Here is a 16,502-nt window from a genome sequence, read left to right as displayed (position 1 = left end):
CAGCATGTAAAAAGCATCTCAATTTCGTTAACGCCGAAGCACGGTAGCAGGTTTCCCTGACAGCTCATAAGCAGGTTCAATGGTCAAGGGGGCAATGAAGCCTTTCAGCCGGTGGGCTTCACTCTCTTTTGCGCTTTTCCATTTACTAGTCTTATTCATTGCTTTTGTTATTTAGTTTTAGGGTGTTTTCTGCAGGTATTCTTTATAGAAGTTCTTCAGAAGTTTTTTATATGGCTTCTGTTTTGGAGTGTTTAATTTTTATAATATTGTGGATTTTTACAGTGATTATCTAAGAAACGACTTAAGTTGTCAAGGGATAATTGGTTAATTAAATGTAAATGCTTATTTCATACCTTTTATTATTATGTGAAAATAATGACAATTGTTCGGAAGAAAGGTAAACTAATTTCATACATAAAATTTATAAGAGTAAATATGTTGTAATGTATTTGGACAGAAATGAAACATAGAGATTTTGCACAGGCGGTCTCCAAATGAATCAAATTATATAACCATAATAAAGGGTGATGATCGTGATAGGATGGAAAAATGGAGTGGCTAAACTTACAGTGCCGACACCTTTTCCTGTTGGTGATGTTCATGTTTATGCTATCAGGGGAGAGAGGATGACTTTAGTTGATGCCGGCCCAAAGACAGAAGAGGCATGGCAGGTTTTAAAAAGCCAGCTGTGGGAACTGGGTCTTACACCAGGTGATATTGAACAAGTGATACTGACACATCACCATCCTGATCATGCAGGTCTGCTTGATTATTTCCCTAAGGATCTTCCAGTCTATGGGCACTTTTTAAATGAAAGATGGCTTAATCGTACAGATGAATTTTTGCAGGCACATGATGAGTTTTATTTTAAATTATTTGCAGAGTTTGGGATTCCTGAGAAATATAAAATGATGATCCCTTTGTTAAAAAGGACATTGCGCTTTGCATGCAGCCGTTCTTTAACAGGCGTGCTGGAAGAGGGAGATTCCATTCCGGGACTTGAAGGCTGGACTGTCATTGAAACACCAGGCCATGCACAAAGCCATATTGGCTTAATCCGCGAAAAGGATGGAATTTTTATTGGCGGTGACCACTTGCTTGCACATATTTCAGCCAATCCATTGTTAGAGCCGCCGCTTCCAGGCAGTGATGAGCGTCCCAAGCCTCAGCTTCAGTTTAATGAATCTCTTGAAAAATTGAAGAAGCTGCCGATTTCATTGGTCTATCCTGGTCACGGTGAAGATATTGAAAATGTACATGAATTAGTTGATAAACGCCTAAGACGCCAGCATGAGCGTGCTATGACGGTAAAAGAGTGGCTTGAAGAGGAAGCGCTTACGATTTTTCAAGTGTGTAAACGGCTTTTTCCTTCTGTTTATGAAAGAGAGCTTGCCCTAACCCTTTCCGAAACCATTGCCCAGCTTGACTATTTGCAGGCATTAGGAGAAATTAGTATTAATAAAGAAGCAGCAGCATTTCTTTATACTTGTGTGAAAGGATAATTTAGCTGCACAAGGAAAAAAACTAAGCCTGTGTGGCTTTGCTGGCTTGTTTCTTTACTATGCTAATTGAGGTGATTTACTTTTGAGTTTAAAACATAAGCATATTGTCATAACAGGAGCTTCTGGCGGTATCGGCGCTAAAATGGCTGAGCTTTGTGCAGAGCAGGGAGCCCGTCTTGTTTTACTTGCCCGAACTGTCAGCAAGCTTGAGCAGATGAAGGCAGATTGGGAAGCGAAATATGGTGCAATTATATCTGTTTTTGCTTTAGATGTTTCCGATACAGATCAAGTTCAGGCGGTTTTTGAGCAAATACATAAGGATATTGGCCATGTAGACATTCTTGTAAACAATGCTGGATTTGGCGTTTTTCGCCATGCGCATGAAGTGCCGATGGATGAAGTAAAGAGTATGTTTGCTGTAAATGTCTTTGGACTGATCTCTTGCACAAACGCAGTGCTTCCTGGCATGCGGGCAAGGAGAAGCGGGCAAATTATCAATATTGCATCTCAGGCCGGCAAAATTGCGACACCAAAATCCAGTGTTTATTCTGCAACGAAACACGCAGTCTTAGGATTTACAAACAGTCTGCGGATGGAAGTAGCGGACTCTGGCATCCATGTCACAGCTGTTAATCCTGGACCAATTGCAACTGATTTTTTTGCAACAGCCGATACAGAGGGGACATATGTAAAAAATGTTCAAAGATATATGCTGAAGCCTGAGTATGTTGGACAAAGAGTTGTAGCCGCGATGGAACGGCCTGTCCGTGAAATTAATCTGCCAGGCTGGATGAATCTCGGCAGTAAAATATTTGCGCTCTTTCCGGGATTATTTGAAAAAGCCGGCAGGCGTGCCTTTAATAAAAAGTAATGCATCTGTATGAACTTCACTCATCAGGATACATTAAAAATGAATTCCGAAAAGGGGGACTTTCATATGGATAATACACACGAATTTGTTGAAAAATTGAACGAAAGACAGGAAAAAGCCAAAAAGAATGAAGAGCGTCAAAGTAAGAAGCACGCTAGCGAAAAGCTTCCGAATAAGCAGCACTAATCATGAAGGTAAATAAGATATCATAAACTCCAACTGAAAAGGCCGCATTTATATGCGGTCTTTTCATATTTATAATTATATAAAATTGGTATTTATAGTAAAATGATTATAAGGATTTTGACATGATATTTGGAATTTATAAGAGGTGAACTCGTGAAGAAAAAGGTGGTTTTAGCAAGTTTATTGCTTATTTTAATTTTGGTTATTTTCTTAAATGCTTTTCAATTTTTTACGCGCAGTGCAAATTCAGATTTATTGTCTGATTTAGAAGGGACGATTTACTTTACCGAAAGAGTAGATGGTATATTAACATTATTTAAATCGGATGCCTCTTTACAACACAAAACCTTAGTATATAGCCATAAGGGGAAAGGAAATGACGGTTACGGAGATTTTAATGATAATATTATCGATTTTTATTATGATCGTACAAGTGAAACTTTTACTTTTATTGCGATGAATAACGGCTCTTGGAGCTTGTTTTCCCTAAAAGCAGGAGAAAGCAATCCGACTGTACTCCAAGCAGATGTAATGGAAATGGGCACGGACTATCTGCAGAACGAGAATCAGGATCTTTCTGTTACTTCCAAAAAAGGCTCCCTTTATCTTTCTGAGAACGGAAACGAAAGCATACTAAAGAAATTTAACGGAATTTATGATGAAAAATTTACAGGCTATGACTCTATTGGATTTTCACCAAATGGAAACTATTTAGTCTATCGTTCAATGGAACATTTTACGCCGATCGGAACCATTTTAGAAGGGATCTTTGCTGACTCTGTGGGCAATACTTATATATTGGATCTATCGACAAGAGAGAGTACTAAATTTATAGATGCCCATCAAATTCAATGGGTTATGGATTAATGAAGAGTAGGATTTTAAAAAAAGTACTGCATACAAGCAGTGCTTTTTATCTTGCATAATTTTTATAGAAATGTGAATCGTTAATAGCTGCAGCTGAATGTTCGATATTTAATCAACATTCTGGGTTGGTGCTGCAAGTGGAGCTGCATGAAAAATAAGTGAAACTTTAAAAAGTAACAATCGTCAAATCAGTAAAGGAGGGATATATTGAGATTAAAAATGATTTTAGCATTATCTATCATTTTGATAATGGGTTGTTCAAATAGTGATGCAAATATAGGAACTGAAGATTTAAACAGTGAATTTCCTCCAACTATGACAGGGTTAATTATCATTAACGGGATAGAGCATCAGATGGAAGAGGGTGGTTATCACTGGGAAAGAAAAAAAGGTTTAGAAACAGAAGTAGTGGCAACAGATCACGCCTCGCCTTATCAAATAGCAGACCACATGAAACCAATTAGCGTTAACCCCAATGAAACAGTGGAGATTAAGATTGAGGAAAACCCAACTATTACAGTTTATTTATGGAACGAAAATGGAAGAGAAAAAGAAATCGAACAAGACGCTAATCAAATAATTGTTCCCTCAGGTAAAGGGAAGTATATCTATGAAGCCTTAGCAGAATGGGCTAATGGAACGGTTTCCTACACATTTGTTATAGACATTCAGGCAGACACAAAAAGATAAGTCCATATATGGAGGGGAAACCTTAATCTCGGTTTCCCTAATTTTGTTTAAACCCCACCCGCATTAAAATGCAGCAGATCTTAAAAATACGGCGAACCCGTCACATATCCATACACAATATCGCTGACAATATCATGCAAATTCGTTTCAGGTTCCTCTTTTTTTACGTTCATAACCTTCTCATAAATCTCCGCAAATTCTGTGCTTTCGCAGGGAATTGAATCCTTCTCCCAGTTATATTGTCCAAGGCAGCTTTGCACCATTTTATATACATACCGTCTTTCCACTTTTGTGTCACCTCTTGTCTATTATAACGGCTTTCTGTCTGGCAGCAGAGGGGGATATAAGAAATTCGTCGTAAAATTTCCATTGAAAACGAACGTATATTCGCTTATTATAATGGGTATATATAAATAGAACGCGTGTTCGTTTTTGATAAGTGTTGTATGTGTAAGCAAGGTGGAGGGACCTCTATGGTGGATTATCGTTCATTGCCGCAAGGGCAAATCTTATGCATTGATATGAAAAGCTTTTATGCAAGCTGTACGGCTGTCATGCTGGGGCTTGATCCGCTGAACTGCTATCTTGTCATTGCAGGCAACCATGAGCGCAAGGGAAGTGTTGTACTTGCAGCATCTCCAAAGGTCAAGAAGGAATTCGGCATCAAGACGGGTTCGAGACTTTTTGAAGTTCCGAACGATCCGCGCATCAGGATTGAAGAGCCGAAGATGGCGACGTACCTGCGGGTTTCGACTGAAATTACACGTGTATTTAACCGTTATGTGCCAAAGGAGGACATTCATACGTACAGTGTGGATGAAAGCTTTTTGAAGGTTGACAGCGTCTTGCATTTATGGGGAGACGCGATCACCATTGCGGAAAAGATCAAGGATGACATTGAACGGGAATTTCAGCTTCCGTCGGCAATTGGCATTGGTCCCAATATGCTGATGGCAAAGCTATGCCTTGATCTCGAAGCAAAAGGAAAAGGCATAGCAGAGTGGACGTACGATGATGTGCAAACGAAGCTTTGGAATGTCTCTCCATTAAGAGAAATGTGGGGAATTGGCCGCCAAGTAGAAAAAACACTGAACAGCATGGGGATTTTTTCGGTCGGACAGCTGGCTCGCTATGATTTGAAAAAGCTAGAGAAGAAATTTGGGATTATGGGCAATCAGCTTTATTTCCATGCATGGGGTGTGGATTTGTCTGAGATTGGGGCTCCAATTATGGAAGGGCAGATTAGCTTTGGCAAAGGTCAAATTTTATTAAGAGATTATAAAGAAGAGCATGAAATTAAAAATGTGATACTGGAAATGTGCGAAGAAGTAACAAGACGGGCACGTGCACACCGCAAAACAGCCCGGACGATCAGTTTTGGAGTTAGCTATAGCAAGGATGAACTGGGAGGAGGCTTTTATCGTTCAAAAACGATTGAGCGGCCGACAAATATCACGATGGATGTTTATCATGTTTGTCTGGAGTTATTTCAGCAGTTTTATGAAGGAAAAACGGTGCGGAAGATTACGATGTCACTAAGCAATATTGAAGATGATCATGAATTGCAGCTAAGCTTATTTGATTTGGATGAATGGCGCAGAAAAAAGCTTGGCTACACAATGGATGGAATCCGCAAGCGTTTTGGATCGGCTGCTCTTCTTCGGGCGGTTTCCTATACAGAGGCTGGCACAGCAAGGCATCGCGCCAAACTCGTAGGCGGGCATAAAATGTAACAAGGACAAGGGGTGTTTGACATGATTCGGGATCGGGGAAGAATTAAATGGACAGCCATGATGCTGCCAGAACATGTGAAGATGCTGCGTGACTGGGCAGCTGAGGATCAATACGAACAAAAGAAAGAGCTTGATGAACAGGAAGTGGAGAGGCTGAATGAAGTGCTGGCGGAAGCGATGGAATTTAACCGCAATGTGGTGATCACACATTATCGGCGCCAGAAGTATGAGCTGACGATGGGAACCATCCACTTCTGGGATGAAATGAACAAACGCCTTCACATTGTTGACCGATTTCATGAAATTCACCGCATCGATTTAAGCAGTGTAGTTGATGTGCGATTAGCGGATGACTAGAAAAGCGGAAGGCGCTTGCCCAGGGACGACAAGCTTAAGACAAGATGGCATAAAGGTTGTTCTTTAACCTTTAGGTCAGATTGGCTTAAGACCTCGAGTCCCTAGCGCCTGCAGCTGGACAAATAGAAAAGCGGAGGCGGCTTGCCCAGCCGCGACAAGCATAAGGCGAGCCGGGCGGAAGGTTGTTCTTTAACCTTCTGAACGGATTGACTTATGACCTCGAGCGGCTAGCCGACGGAGCTAGACACAAAGAAAAGCGGAAGGCGCTTGTCCAGGGACGACAAGCTTAAGACAAGATGGAAGCTGCCTGATCGTATGAAAAAAAATGCATATGCCCTCAGAAAGAATACTGAAAACATATGCATGTGGAATCTTATTCTTCTGCTCCCTCTGGCTTTGGTGCACGAACGGCAGATTCAAACTTGCCTTTATGGCTTCCGTCACAAAATGGAGCTTTTGCGCTTAACCCACAGCGGCAAAGCGAAAATGCTGGCTTTGTCTCAAACGGATTTCCTTCTGCGTCAATTAACTCCACGTCACCCGTAATGCGGAGCGAACCATTATCATTTACTTTAATTTGTACTTTTTGCATACTTTCTCATCCCCCTCGCAATAATGGTATAAGGAAGAGAGACAGAAAGCAACAGCCAAAAGCAAAATAGCAGAAGCAGCGACAAGAAATATGTTAAAATAACATATTCAGCCATGAAAGGAGAGAAGAATTCATGGAAATTAAAATTACAGAAACAGCAGCCGTTAAATTAAAAGAGCGACTAGAGGGTAAAGAAGGATTTTTGAAACTGAAATATGATACAGAGGGATGCGGCTGTGTTGTCAGCGGTGTGGCAGCATTATGGCTTGTAGACGAACTCGACAGCGATGATCTTGAGGTTGTGACTACTTCAGGCAGTATATATATTGAAAAGTCTAAAATTGTCTTTCTTGATGAAAAACTCATTATTGATTTTTCTGAAGCAGCGAACTGCTTTCAGCTGAAAAGTCCTAATCAGTATTTAAACCCGCGTATGAGTCTGATTGATCAAACGAAAAAAGCAAGTGTATAAAAAAACCGGCATGAAGAGCTTGTATGATAAGTGTCTTCATGCCGGTTTTTTTCAGCTTAGAACAGTGTGCAGCGCCTGGTCCCTCGAGGTCTTAAGCTTGTCGGGGCTGAGCAAAACGCTTGCGCTTTTGTGATAAGCGAACTACGAGCTGCTGGATAATGCTTCCATACGCTCATTTTTTGCACCGACATACTCATCCAAAAATTCATCAATAACACGCTCATAGTCTTCCTTATTTTCATTATACGATTGGGCATGAATGCCGTTTGTCGCCAAATAGAGCTTTTTTGGTCCTTGTTTGCGCTGAAAAAGTTCTTCGGTCATGGTTGGCAGGATAAAATCATCCAATTGGCTGTGAATAAAAAGAATAGGCTTTTGAATATTTTCAATCACCGATATTGGAGATACATCCTTTATTGAATACCGCTGGCGCACTCGTATAAATAAATCCGCAAGCGGAATGAACAATTTCGGAGGCAGCAGCTTCATTTCCGTTTTCAGTCTATGAGAAAGCTGTTCCTCAAAGTCGGAAAAAGGACAATCAGCGATATAAAAGTCTGCTCCGTCCTCAAGCATACCAGCGTATAGCAGCATAGTCGCAGCTCCCATCGATTCACCATGTATGCCAATTTGAACATCTGGGCCCTTCTCCGCTTTCAGCCACTGAACAACAGCCTGAAGGTCGAACTTTTCGTAATGTCCATAGCTCGTTGTTTTTCCTCCTGATTCACCGTGACGCCGATGGTCATAAATGACCGCATTATAGCCTCGCTTCAGAAAGATATTCATATATTTAACCGAGTTCATCTTATTTTCGGTTACTCCGTGTGCAATAATGATGTACTTTTTCCGGTCATGTGGTTCAGCAATAATCGTTTTTAATGGATAGCCAAAAGGGGAAGAGATGGAAACTTCTCTTTTAGGAAGATTTTCGAAGGCAAGGGGATCAAATCGGCCAGCCTCTTTTTCACGATTTAAAATAAAGTTTTCATCCTTCTTCTTCATATACATCAGGCGATTTGAAAAATAAACCCCCAGAGTAGTCAAAAAGAGAATGAAAGAAAGCAAAAAACGGAGAAGTCGTCTCATATTCATTTCTCCTTTATGTCTTTTTCTTTTATTTTACCATTAACAAGAAAAAATAAACTATCAATTAGCCTAAAAATGTAAAATTACACAATTTATTCAGACTGATAAAAGCATGTGATCTCTGCACATATAGTCTTATGCAGAGGGAAAACAGATATGTAGAAAAGGAGAAAACTTAACATAAATTTATGCTTGATAGGAAAATGAAAAATTTTGATAGGAACCAGGCTGAATATACTGGAAAGCAACTGAAGAAGTGCATAGGAGTTTCCGTATTTCACATAAAGAAAGCAAGGTTTAGAAGCAACGGTATATAGCCTTATAAATGATAAAAAAAGCCGTCTGCTAAAGCAGCGGCCCTAACTTTTCAAAGAACAAATCACTGTTGTGAATTTTGTCTTTTGGTGGGATGAATTGCTTTTTCTAATTCTTCAGCGGCTATTGTGTTATTGACTGTATCGCTGTTTGGTTTTCCTTTTTGGCTGTTTCCTTTATCGCGCTTTTGGCTCATTTCACAAGCTCCTTCCTAAAATAAGATCACTTTTAAGATGGATCAAATAGGAATGAGCTATTCACAAAAGAAAAAGTTAATACGAGTGCAATTGATAATACATGCTTTCAATCGGCCGAGTAAGATAGGGCTTAACGGCTTCAATAGCATGAAGCAGCTTATTTAAATCTATATTCGTTTGAATATTCATGCGCTCGAGCATGTAGACAACATCCTCGGTGGCTGCATTTCCAGAAGCGCCAGGTGCAAACGGGCAGCCGCCAAGACCGCCGGCGGATGTATCGAAGCGGCTGATGCCTGCCTGAAGGGCAGCGTAGATATTGGCGAGAGCCATTTTGCGGGTATCATGAAAATGAGCAGTCAATAATGTATTCGGAAATTCCTTGACCAGCATGGAAAAGAGCTGATAGGACTCTGAAGGCACAGCCATGCCGATTGTATCTGCCACACTCAGCTCGTCAGCGCCAGCTTCAGCAAATTGCCGGCAAAGCTTAAGCGTATCCTGAAAGTCGATCTTTCCCTCATATGGACAATAAAAGGCAGTAGAAATACAGGCGCGCACAAAATATCCCTTTTCCTTTAATTCAGCGATCAGCGGAACAAGTTCGGACATGCTTTGTTCTGTTGTTTTGTTTATATTTTTTTGATTAAACGAATTGCTGACCCCAACAAATACAGCAGCAGCCTTGCAGGATGTTTGATAGAGCCTGAGGATTCCCTTTGTATTTGGCACAAGGATGATCTCCCTTGTATGTTCTGTCAGACAGGAGAAGGCAATGTCATCAGCATCCTGCATTTGCGGCACCCATTTTGGAGAGACAAATGAAGTGATCTCCATTTCTGTAATGCCAGCCTTTTTTAATCTAGCAATAAATTCTTTTTTGACGTCTGTTGGAACAAATTCCTTTTCATTTTGCAAACCGTCCCGCGGGCCAACTTCAATAATTGTCACTTCGGCAGGAAGACTGTCCGTCATGTTTTCATCTCCTTTTTCATAAAGTAAAAAGTATAGTTTTTAACATAGAAAATAGCACATTTCTGTACGCTTTAAGAAAGCGTTTTCTTCATTGTAGGGCAGGCTTTTTGGTAAATGCAAGAATAATAGGAATCTTGACAAAATAAAAGGATTTTTGCGGATCTTCACGAAGTAATAAATAGCATTAAGCCTTTTCAAATGAGAAACAAAATGTAAGCGTTTCCTTAACTAGGGAGAAAGGAGCAGAAATATGAAAACTATCTATAGCTCGTTTAGTGAAGCAGTAGAAGAGATACACGATGGCGCTACCATTATGGTTGGAGGTTTCGGCTTATGCGGCATACCTGAAAATCTTATCCTTGCATTAATGGAGAAGGGTGTAAAAGATTTAACAGTAATCTCTAACAATTGCGGAGTTGATGATTGGGGACTTGGATTGCTGTTAAAAAACAATCAAATCAAAAAGATGATCGGTTCCTATGTGGGAGAAAACAAAGAGTTTGAAAGACAGGTGCTGTCTGGAGAATTGCAGGTAGAATTGCTGCCGCAAGGGACGCTTGCTGAAAAAATCAGAGCAGGAGGAGCAGGCATTCCCGCTTTTTATACACCGGCCGGCGTGGGCACACCGATAGCAGAAGGAAAAGAAACAAAGATCTTCAATGGCAAAGAATATTTACTCGAAGAGGCATTAAAAGCAGATTTCAGCTTTGTGCGGGCGTGGCAGGGAGATAAAATGGGCAACTTGATCTATCGGAAAACGGCACGCAATTTTAACCCAATGATAGCTGCCGCGGGGACAGTAACGATTGCGGAAGTCGAAGAGTTAAAGGAAATCGGTGAGCTGGATCCGAATAGCATTCACACACCTAGCATTTATGTACAGGGAATGATCCAAGGTACCCAAGAAAAACGGATTGAGCGTTTGACGGTAAGCAAGTAAAGTGAAAGGAGATGTACATATGAAGAACGATAAAGCAGCCATCCGTGAAAAAATTGCAAGAAGGGCAGAAAAGGAAATTAAAGACGGCTATTATGTAAACTTAGGAATCGGAATGCCGACATTAGTGGCAAATTATATCGGAGAAAATAAACAAGTGGTTCTTCAATCCGAGAATGGTTTACTTGGAATCGGTCCATATCCGCAAGCAGGCGGAGAGGATGCGGATCTAATCAATGCTGGTAAAGAAACCGTCACCGCAATCCCTGGGTCTTCTTATTTTGATAGTGCCGAATCATTTGCCATGATCCGCGGCGGACATGTCGATATTGCGATACTCGGCGGAATGGAGGTATCACAGGAAGGCGATCTTGCCAATTGGATGATCCCCGGAAAAATGATCAAAGGCATGGGCGGTGCGATGGATTTAGTGCATGGAGCCAATAACATCATTGTCATAATGGATCATGTGAATAAAAACGGAGAATCGAAAATCCTGAAAAAATGTACGCTGCCGCTGACGGGAAAGCAGGTCGTCAACCGAATTATCACCGAAATGGCCGTTATTGATGTGACTGAAACAGGCTTAAAACTCGCCGAAGTGGCAAAAGGCTATACAATTGAAGATGTTGTCCAGGCAACGGAAGCGGAGTTACATGTATGTGACTCTGTTAAAACCGAAGCTTTTTAATTCAGATTTTAACATCGCCAAGAGACAAGTTTTTTGCTATAATGAGCAAAAAATTAAGCGGAGGATTCAAGCAATGAAGAGAAAACAGCAGCCGGCCCGTAAACAAGAAGATAAGCCCGTTACGCTCGGAGATATGTTAAACGAAAGCTTAATGGATCAGCTGAAAAATAAAAAGCAGGAACTTAAAGCAGAAGCCGATCAAAAACGGGAAGAAGAAGAGCGCCGCAAAAAAGAAGAACGAAAACAGCGCGAAAAGAATAAAAGCTTTGAGGAGCTGCTTGGGGAAAGCAATATGAATTGGCGTGAATTTAAGTAAAAAATCTTATAAAAAAGGTCATCTTAATTTGCTAAGATGACCTTTTTCTATTACCTGTGTTCCGAATATCCGGCACTGCTTGTTAGTTGTTGAATCATTTTTAGTTCATCCATTGATAGGACCGGTTTTCGAACGGCTGCAGCATTTTGCTGAACTTGTTCAACCGAGCTGGCTCCAGCGATGACAGAAGCGACTGCATGCTGTGCCAGATTAAATTGCATAGCAATTTCACCTGGAGAGCGATTGGAAAGCTTCTCTTCAAGGCTTGGGATCAGCTGCTGCAAATCTTCATAGCAGTAGCTTAAATAGCCGTTTTTTTGTGCTTTGGCCAGATTGCCGTTTAAGATCCCTTTTGCAAGCGGGCCGCGTGTAACAGCGCTTATTTTTTTCTGCTCTAAAAGCGGAAACGCCTGCTCTTCTGGACGGCGGTCAAGCATGCTGTATTGCATCATAACCGAGACGATATTTGATTTTTCCGCATATTCGCGAATCACGTTTGGGCGAATGGAAGAGATGCCATAATAGCGGATATAGCCTTCAGTTACAAGCTCCTCAAATGCTTCAATCGTTTCCTCTATATTGTCTTCGATTGTACCGCCATGCAGCTGATACAAATCAATATAATCTGTCTGAAGCCTCTGCAGACTATGTTTGACTGCTTCCTTTATGTGTTTTTTGGAAGGATCCCAGCTCCAGCCATCTTTGTTTTCATTCCAGCGGTTGCCTGCTTTTGTCGCAATGATCACTTTGTCGCGAACCGGCTTTAAAGCTTGGCCGACGATTTTTTCATTTTCGCCAAAATCGTATAAATCTGCTGTATCAAAATAATTAACGCCGGCATCCAGAGCTGCATCAATTATGTTTTTCCCTATGTTCAGGTCTGTGCCCAGTGACATGCAGCCTAAACCTAACACACTCGCATGAAGCTCAGATGTGCCAATTTGTCTCTTTTCCATCATTCCACCACCAGTTTTTTCTTTTATTCTAACGGAGACAACCAAAGACGCCAAATCATAACACTTAACAAGAAAAGCGGAGGCGGCTCGTTCAGCTGCGACAAGCATAAGGCGAGCCAGCCAGAAGGTTGTTCTTTGACCTTTTGGGTGGATTGACTTATGACCTCGAGCAGCTAGCCGCCGGAGCTAGACAATAAGAAAAGCGAAAGGCGCTTGCTTAGGGACGACAAGCTTAAGCCAAGCTAGGCGTAAGGTCGTACTTTGACCTTTTGACTGGCTGGGCTTAAGACCTCGAGTCCCTAGCGCCTGTAGCTAGACAATAAGAAAAGCGGAGGCGGCTCGTTCTAATAAGGAACGCAGACTAAGTTCGCCACGTCCTGTAGCAACGTCTGCACAACTCACATCCTGTGGACCCCAAGTTTTAGACAAAATGAGCCGCTGCGTCGAACGTTCTTCTGCGTTACTCATTCATACTTTCTGATAGTATAAAAAAATGGGTATGATAAAATAGAGCAGGTAATGTACATAAAAGGGAGTGGCAGGAAATGAGCAGTCTTGAAGAAAAAACAATAAAAACAGAATCTATTTTTAATGGGAGAATCATCAGTCTGCAAGTTGATGATGTTGAACTTCCAAATGGAAAACAGGCAAAAAGAGAACTAATTAAGCACCCTGGTGCGGTTGCTGTTTTAGCAGTGACAGATGATCAGAAAATCATCATGGTTGAGCAATATCGCAAAGCACTTGAAAAAACGATTGTAGAAATTCCAGCAGGCAAGCTTGAACAGGGAGAAGATCCACAAGAATGCGCGAAAAGAGAACTGGAGGAAGAAACAGGATATGAAGCGGCGGAATGGTCCCTATTAACCTCTTTCTATACTTCACCGGGATTTGCGGATGAAATTGTTCATTTATACATAGCGAAAGGTCTTACCCAAAAAGAAAATAGTGCAGAATTAGATGAAGATGAATTTGTGAATCTAATGGAATTAACACTGGCCGAAGCAGAGCAGCTTGTGGATGAGCAGAGAATCTATGATGCCAAAACGGCTTATGCTGTATTATATTTAAAACTTCAAGAGGCGCTGAAAGCATCAAAATGAGAAATTACTATGCCGACTTGCATATTCACATCGGAAGAACCTATACAGGAAAGCCGGTCAAAATTACAGGCTCAAAATCGCTGACCTTTTCAAATATTATTGATCATGCCCGTGATGAAAAAGGGTTAAATATGATCGGTATTATTGATTGTCATTCACCGGAAGTCATTCAAGAGATGGAGATGCTGATTGCTGCTGGGGAGATGGCTGAAACAAGAGAGGGCGGATTAGATTATGGTGACTTAACCATCATTCCTGGCTCTGAAATAGAAATTTATGATGAAAACTGTAAAGGCCCTATTCATGTTCTATGTTATTTTCCTGGAATAATGGAAATGAAGAGTTTTTCGCATTGGTTATCACAGCATTTAAAGAATATTACACTCAGCTCTCAGAGAATTTACGCTGACGGAAAAGTACTGCAGCAAAAAGTAAAGGAGCTCGGCGGCTTATTTGTGCCAGCCCATGTGTTTACTCCTTTTAAAAGTCTGTTTGGAAAAGGAGTTCACAAAAGCTTAACAGACGTATTTGATCCGAATTTAATTGATGGAATTGAACTGGGGTTGAGTTCAAATACGCAAATGGCAGACCAAATAGGGGAATTGCATCGTTACTCCTTTTTAACGAACTCTGATGCTCATTCATTAAGTAAAATTGCACGCGAGTATCAAACCCTTTATCTGCAAAATCCATCTTTTCTAGAATTGAAAAAGGCTCTCCATAGGGAGGATGGGCGGAAAATTGCCGCTAACTACGGCTTGGATCCCCTGCTTGGAAAGTATCATGAAACTGTATGTGCTTCCTGTTCAACACGGTGGCAAAACGCACAGGATACTTGTTCAAATTGCGGGCACCATGGATTTGTAAAAGGTGTGGCCGAGCGGATTCGTGAACTGAAAACAGCCGAAGCGAGTATAGCAGACAGACCCCCATATATTCATCAGATCCCGCTTGAGTTTGTACCAGGCTTAGGGCCGAAAATGCTTGAAAAACTTTTAAATCATTTCGGAACAGAAATGAATGTGCTGCATCATGTTTCAGAGGAGCAGCTTGGGCAAGTCATCCCGGAAAAAATAGCAAACCTGATCGCAAAGGCACGGATTGGAAAACTGTCGCTTGCTGCAGGCGGCGGCGGAAAATACGGGAAAATCTCAGAATGAAAATTCCGGCGCGAGGAGCTGCCGGAATTTTTTTATTCATGTAAATTATTATTCCTCGCAAACTAGCAGTCTTTTACTCTTTTACCTTCGCAAACACACAAGTATCACGCAGTTGTGTCCCATCTGCACTCAGCGAGTCTTTGCGGAGAATGCCTTCAAGCGTAAAGCCGAGCCGTTCAGGAATTTTCCTGCTCGCTGTGTTAAGCGGGTCGCAGCGGATTTCCACCCGGTTTGCAAGAAGCTCCTCAAACGCAAAAGCGGTGAGTCCTTGTACGGCTTCAGTCAGATACCCCCTTTTGGTCCAGCGGGTGTCGCACCAATAGCCAATTTCAAATTTCCTGACTTCCCAAGATATGCGATGTAACCCAATTGATCCAATAAAAATTTGGTCGTCTTTTCTAAAAATATGGAGTCTAATATCCTCTCTCCTAATGAATTGAGCATAAGACATGCGAATGTTTTTTTCTGTCTCTTCAAGCGTTTGCTGTTTATGAGCGAACGGCAGCCATTGCTTCAACTGCTCTAATGAATGCTGTATTGCTTCATGGACGATCTGCCCATCTCCAGGGAGACACGGACGAATCAGCAGCCGTTCTGTTTCAATTTTTTCCGGAAAATCAAACAGTATTGGATTCATGGAGCATCCCTCCTAAGTAAATTGATAATATTATAGGCGCTATTGGGCTGATCTTCAATAACTTTCTGGAAATTAAATGAAATAGTCATGACACTGTAAGGACAGGCATACAATGGAGTAACTGAATATGTACAGGAGGATTAGCAATGAAGAAAAAAATGTACCAGAACGTCGCCGCAACCCATTTTCGTGAGCACTCCTCGATCTATTTATTTGTGATTGTCTTGTTTTTCATGGGCGTTATTTTTGGAGCTATTGTTGTCAATAGCTTAAGCTTTACTCAAAAGGAAGATTTATTTTATTATTTATCACAATTTTTCGGACAGGTTTCAGCCGAAGAAGTTGCTTCATCTAATGATTTGTTTAAACAAAGCTTGCTTCATAATGCTAAATATATAGGATTGATTTGGCTTTTGGGCATTTCAATTATCGGCTTGCCTGTTATTCTGGTTATGTTATTTATAAAGGGAATGGTTGTAGGCTTTACTGTTGGTTTCCTAGTCAATCAGATGGCATGGGACGGGTTCCTCTTGTCCTTTGTTTCCATCCTGCCGCAAAACTTAGTCATCATCCCTGTATTCATTATTGCTGCCACACTTGCCGTTGCTTTTTCATTAAAAATGATAAAAAAGCAATTTATGAAAAGAATGGGCGATCCCATGCTTCCTTTATTCGGACGGTATGTTGCAGCGTTTGCCATCGCTTTAGTTTTTATAGCAGCCGCAGCTGGAGTTGAAGCATTTATATCACCGCCGTTAATGAAATCAGTTATACAATCGATACAATAAAAATAATAGAAAGAAAAACCAAGATACAATTGTAATCTTGGTTTTTACCTTATCAGTACCTAAGGGAA

General features: G+C 41.1%; 21 protein-coding genes and 1 other annotated feature (1 of these 22 cut by a window edge). Of the genes, 14 read left to right on the top strand and 7 right to left on the bottom strand.

The features are described from left to right. Nucleotides 1-168 (bottom strand) — a binding site (T-box leader) (it extends 57 nt beyond the left edge of the window). 365 nt (nt 169-533) lie between these two features. The 5 genes from F7732_RS06705 to F7732_RS06685 all read left to right on the top strand — a co-directional run bounded on the left by F7732_RS06705 (nt 534) and on the right by F7732_RS06685 (nt 4,116). Beyond that, nucleotides 534-1,502, top strand: coding sequence for an MBL fold metallo-hydrolase (locus tag F7732_RS06705; protein ID WP_151573161.1), 969 nt, complete (start codon nt 534-536; stop codon nt 1,500-1,502). A gap of 82 nt (nt 1,503-1,584) precedes the next feature. Further along, nucleotides 1,585-2,373 carry an SDR family NAD(P)-dependent oxidoreductase gene (locus F7732_RS06700; RefSeq protein WP_151573160.1) on the top strand — a complete coding sequence of 263 codons (789 nt, stop codon included), beginning with the start codon at nt 1,585-1,587 and terminating at the stop codon, nt 2,371-2,373. Between the two features lie 66 nt (nt 2,374-2,439). Next, nucleotides 2,440-2,559 (top strand): DUF4023 domain-containing protein, encoded by a 120-nt coding sequence (locus tag F7732_RS06695; protein ID WP_151573159.1) that lies wholly within the window; start codon nt 2,440-2,442, stop codon nt 2,557-2,559. 153 nt (nt 2,560-2,712) lie between these two features. Then, the gene (locus tag F7732_RS06690; protein ID WP_151573158.1) at nt 2,713-3,426 is read left to right on the top strand and encodes a hypothetical protein; all 714 of its coding nucleotides are present in this window, start codon (nt 2,713-2,715) and stop codon (nt 3,424-3,426) included. 207 nt (nt 3,427-3,633) lie between these two features. Next, nucleotides 3,634-4,116, top strand: a complete 483-nt coding sequence (locus F7732_RS06685) for a hypothetical protein (protein WP_240056554.1) — start codon at nt 3,634-3,636, stop codon at nt 4,114-4,116. A gap of 80 nt (nt 4,117-4,196) precedes the next feature. On the opposite strand, the gene F7732_RS06680 is transcribed toward F7732_RS06685, so the two are convergent. After that, on the bottom strand, nt 4,197-4,403 hold the full coding sequence (locus F7732_RS06680) for a YqzH family protein (RefSeq protein WP_151573157.1): 207 nt from the start codon (nt 4,401-4,403) through the stop codon (nt 4,197-4,199). Between the two features lie 186 nt (nt 4,404-4,589). Between F7732_RS06680 and F7732_RS06675 the strand changes: the two genes are divergently transcribed. Further along, complete coding sequence (locus F7732_RS06675; protein ID WP_151573156.1) at nt 4,590-5,849, top strand: Y-family DNA polymerase; 1,260 nt, start codon at nt 4,590-4,592, stop codon at nt 5,847-5,849. A 21-nt stretch (nt 5,850-5,870) separates the two neighbouring features. After that, the gene (locus F7732_RS06670) at nt 5,871-6,206 is read left to right on the top strand and encodes a YolD-like family protein (RefSeq protein ID WP_151573155.1); all 336 of its coding nucleotides are present in this window, start codon (nt 5,871-5,873) and stop codon (nt 6,204-6,206) included. 373 nt (nt 6,207-6,579) lie between these two features. On the opposite strand, the gene F7732_RS06665 is transcribed toward F7732_RS06670, so the two are convergent. Beyond that, complete coding sequence (locus tag F7732_RS06665; RefSeq protein WP_151573154.1) at nt 6,580-6,798, bottom strand: CDGSH iron-sulfur domain-containing protein; 219 nt, start codon at nt 6,796-6,798, stop codon at nt 6,580-6,582. 133 nt (nt 6,799-6,931) lie between these two features. On the opposite strand from F7732_RS06665, the gene F7732_RS06660 reads away from it, so the two are divergent. Next, nucleotides 6,932-7,270 carry an iron-sulfur cluster biosynthesis family protein gene (locus tag F7732_RS06660; protein ID WP_151573153.1) on the top strand — a complete coding sequence of 113 codons (339 nt, stop codon included), beginning with the start codon at nt 6,932-6,934 and terminating at the stop codon, nt 7,268-7,270. A gap of 141 nt (nt 7,271-7,411) precedes the next feature. On the opposite strand, the gene F7732_RS06655 is transcribed toward F7732_RS06660, so the two are convergent. The 3 genes from F7732_RS06655 to F7732_RS06650 all read right to left on the bottom strand — a co-directional run bounded on the left by F7732_RS06655 (nt 7,412) and on the right by F7732_RS06650 (nt 9,846). Then, on the bottom strand, nt 7,412-8,359 hold the full coding sequence (locus F7732_RS06655) for an alpha/beta hydrolase (protein WP_151573152.1): 948 nt from the start codon (nt 8,357-8,359) through the stop codon (nt 7,412-7,414). Between the two features lie 379 nt (nt 8,360-8,738). After that, nucleotides 8,739-8,870: a hypothetical protein gene (locus F7732_RS23215; RefSeq protein WP_257297433.1), complete on the bottom strand. Its 132-nt coding sequence runs from the start codon at nt 8,868-8,870 to the stop codon at nt 8,739-8,741. Between the two features lie 76 nt (nt 8,871-8,946). Next, nucleotides 8,947-9,846 carry a hydroxymethylglutaryl-CoA lyase gene (locus F7732_RS06650; RefSeq protein WP_151573151.1) on the bottom strand — a complete coding sequence of 300 codons (900 nt, stop codon included), beginning with the start codon at nt 9,844-9,846 and terminating at the stop codon, nt 8,947-8,949. Nucleotides 9,847-10,096: 250 nt separating this feature from the next. On the opposite strand from F7732_RS06650, the gene F7732_RS06645 reads away from it, so the two are divergent. The 3 genes from F7732_RS06645 to F7732_RS06635 all read left to right on the top strand — a co-directional run bounded on the left by F7732_RS06645 (nt 10,097) and on the right by F7732_RS06635 (nt 11,790). After that, nucleotides 10,097-10,786 carry a CoA transferase subunit A gene (locus F7732_RS06645; protein ID WP_151573150.1) on the top strand — a complete coding sequence of 230 codons (690 nt, stop codon included), beginning with the start codon at nt 10,097-10,099 and terminating at the stop codon, nt 10,784-10,786. Between the two features lie 19 nt (nt 10,787-10,805). Beyond that, nucleotides 10,806-11,474, top strand: a complete 669-nt coding sequence (locus F7732_RS06640) for a CoA transferase subunit B (RefSeq protein WP_151573149.1) — start codon at nt 10,806-10,808, stop codon at nt 11,472-11,474. 73 nt (nt 11,475-11,547) lie between these two features. After that, nucleotides 11,548-11,790: a YqkE family protein gene (locus tag F7732_RS06635; protein WP_151573148.1), complete on the top strand. Its 243-nt coding sequence runs from the start codon at nt 11,548-11,550 to the stop codon at nt 11,788-11,790. Nucleotides 11,791-11,840: 50 nt separating this feature from the next. Here F7732_RS06635 and F7732_RS06630 read toward each other — a convergent pair whose 3' ends face one another. Next, on the bottom strand, nt 11,841-12,746 hold the full coding sequence (locus tag F7732_RS06630; protein WP_151573147.1) for an aldo/keto reductase: 906 nt from the start codon (nt 12,744-12,746) through the stop codon (nt 11,841-11,843). 545 nt (nt 12,747-13,291) lie between these two features. Between F7732_RS06630 and F7732_RS06625 the strand changes: the two genes are divergently transcribed. Together F7732_RS06625 and F7732_RS06620 are read left to right on the top strand one after the other, a co-directional pair. Then, a complete protein-coding gene (locus F7732_RS06625) occupies nt 13,292-13,849 on the top strand; it encodes an NUDIX domain-containing protein (RefSeq protein WP_151573146.1) in 558 nt (185 codons plus the stop codon). After that, a complete protein-coding gene (locus F7732_RS06620; RefSeq protein ID WP_151573145.1) occupies nt 13,846-15,009 on the top strand; it encodes an endonuclease Q family protein in 1,164 nt (387 codons plus the stop codon). The genes F7732_RS06625 and F7732_RS06620 overlap by 4 nt, the downstream gene beginning before the upstream one ends. 73 nt (nt 15,010-15,082) lie before the next feature. Here F7732_RS06620 and F7732_RS06615 read toward each other — a convergent pair whose 3' ends face one another. Next, nucleotides 15,083-15,646, bottom strand: a complete 564-nt coding sequence (locus F7732_RS06615; RefSeq protein ID WP_151573144.1) for a GNAT family N-acetyltransferase — start codon at nt 15,644-15,646, stop codon at nt 15,083-15,085. 146 nt (nt 15,647-15,792) lie between these two features. On the opposite strand from F7732_RS06615, the gene spoIIM reads away from it, so the two are divergent. Continuing rightward, on the top strand, nt 15,793-16,434 hold the full coding sequence (gene spoIIM, locus F7732_RS06610) for a stage II sporulation protein M (RefSeq protein WP_151573143.1): 642 nt from the start codon (nt 15,793-15,795) through the stop codon (nt 16,432-16,434). Nucleotides 16,435-16,502: the final 68 nt, after the last annotated feature.

It is taken from the genome of Bacillus mesophilum (genome assembly GCF_008923265.1).
GTDB classification, from domain to species: Bacteria; Bacillota; Bacilli; order Bacillales; family Cytobacillaceae; genus Cytobacillus; species Cytobacillus mesophilum.
The sequence above is the reverse complement of the archived record's forward strand: the minus strand, read 5'-3'. Positions and strand labels throughout refer to the sequence as shown.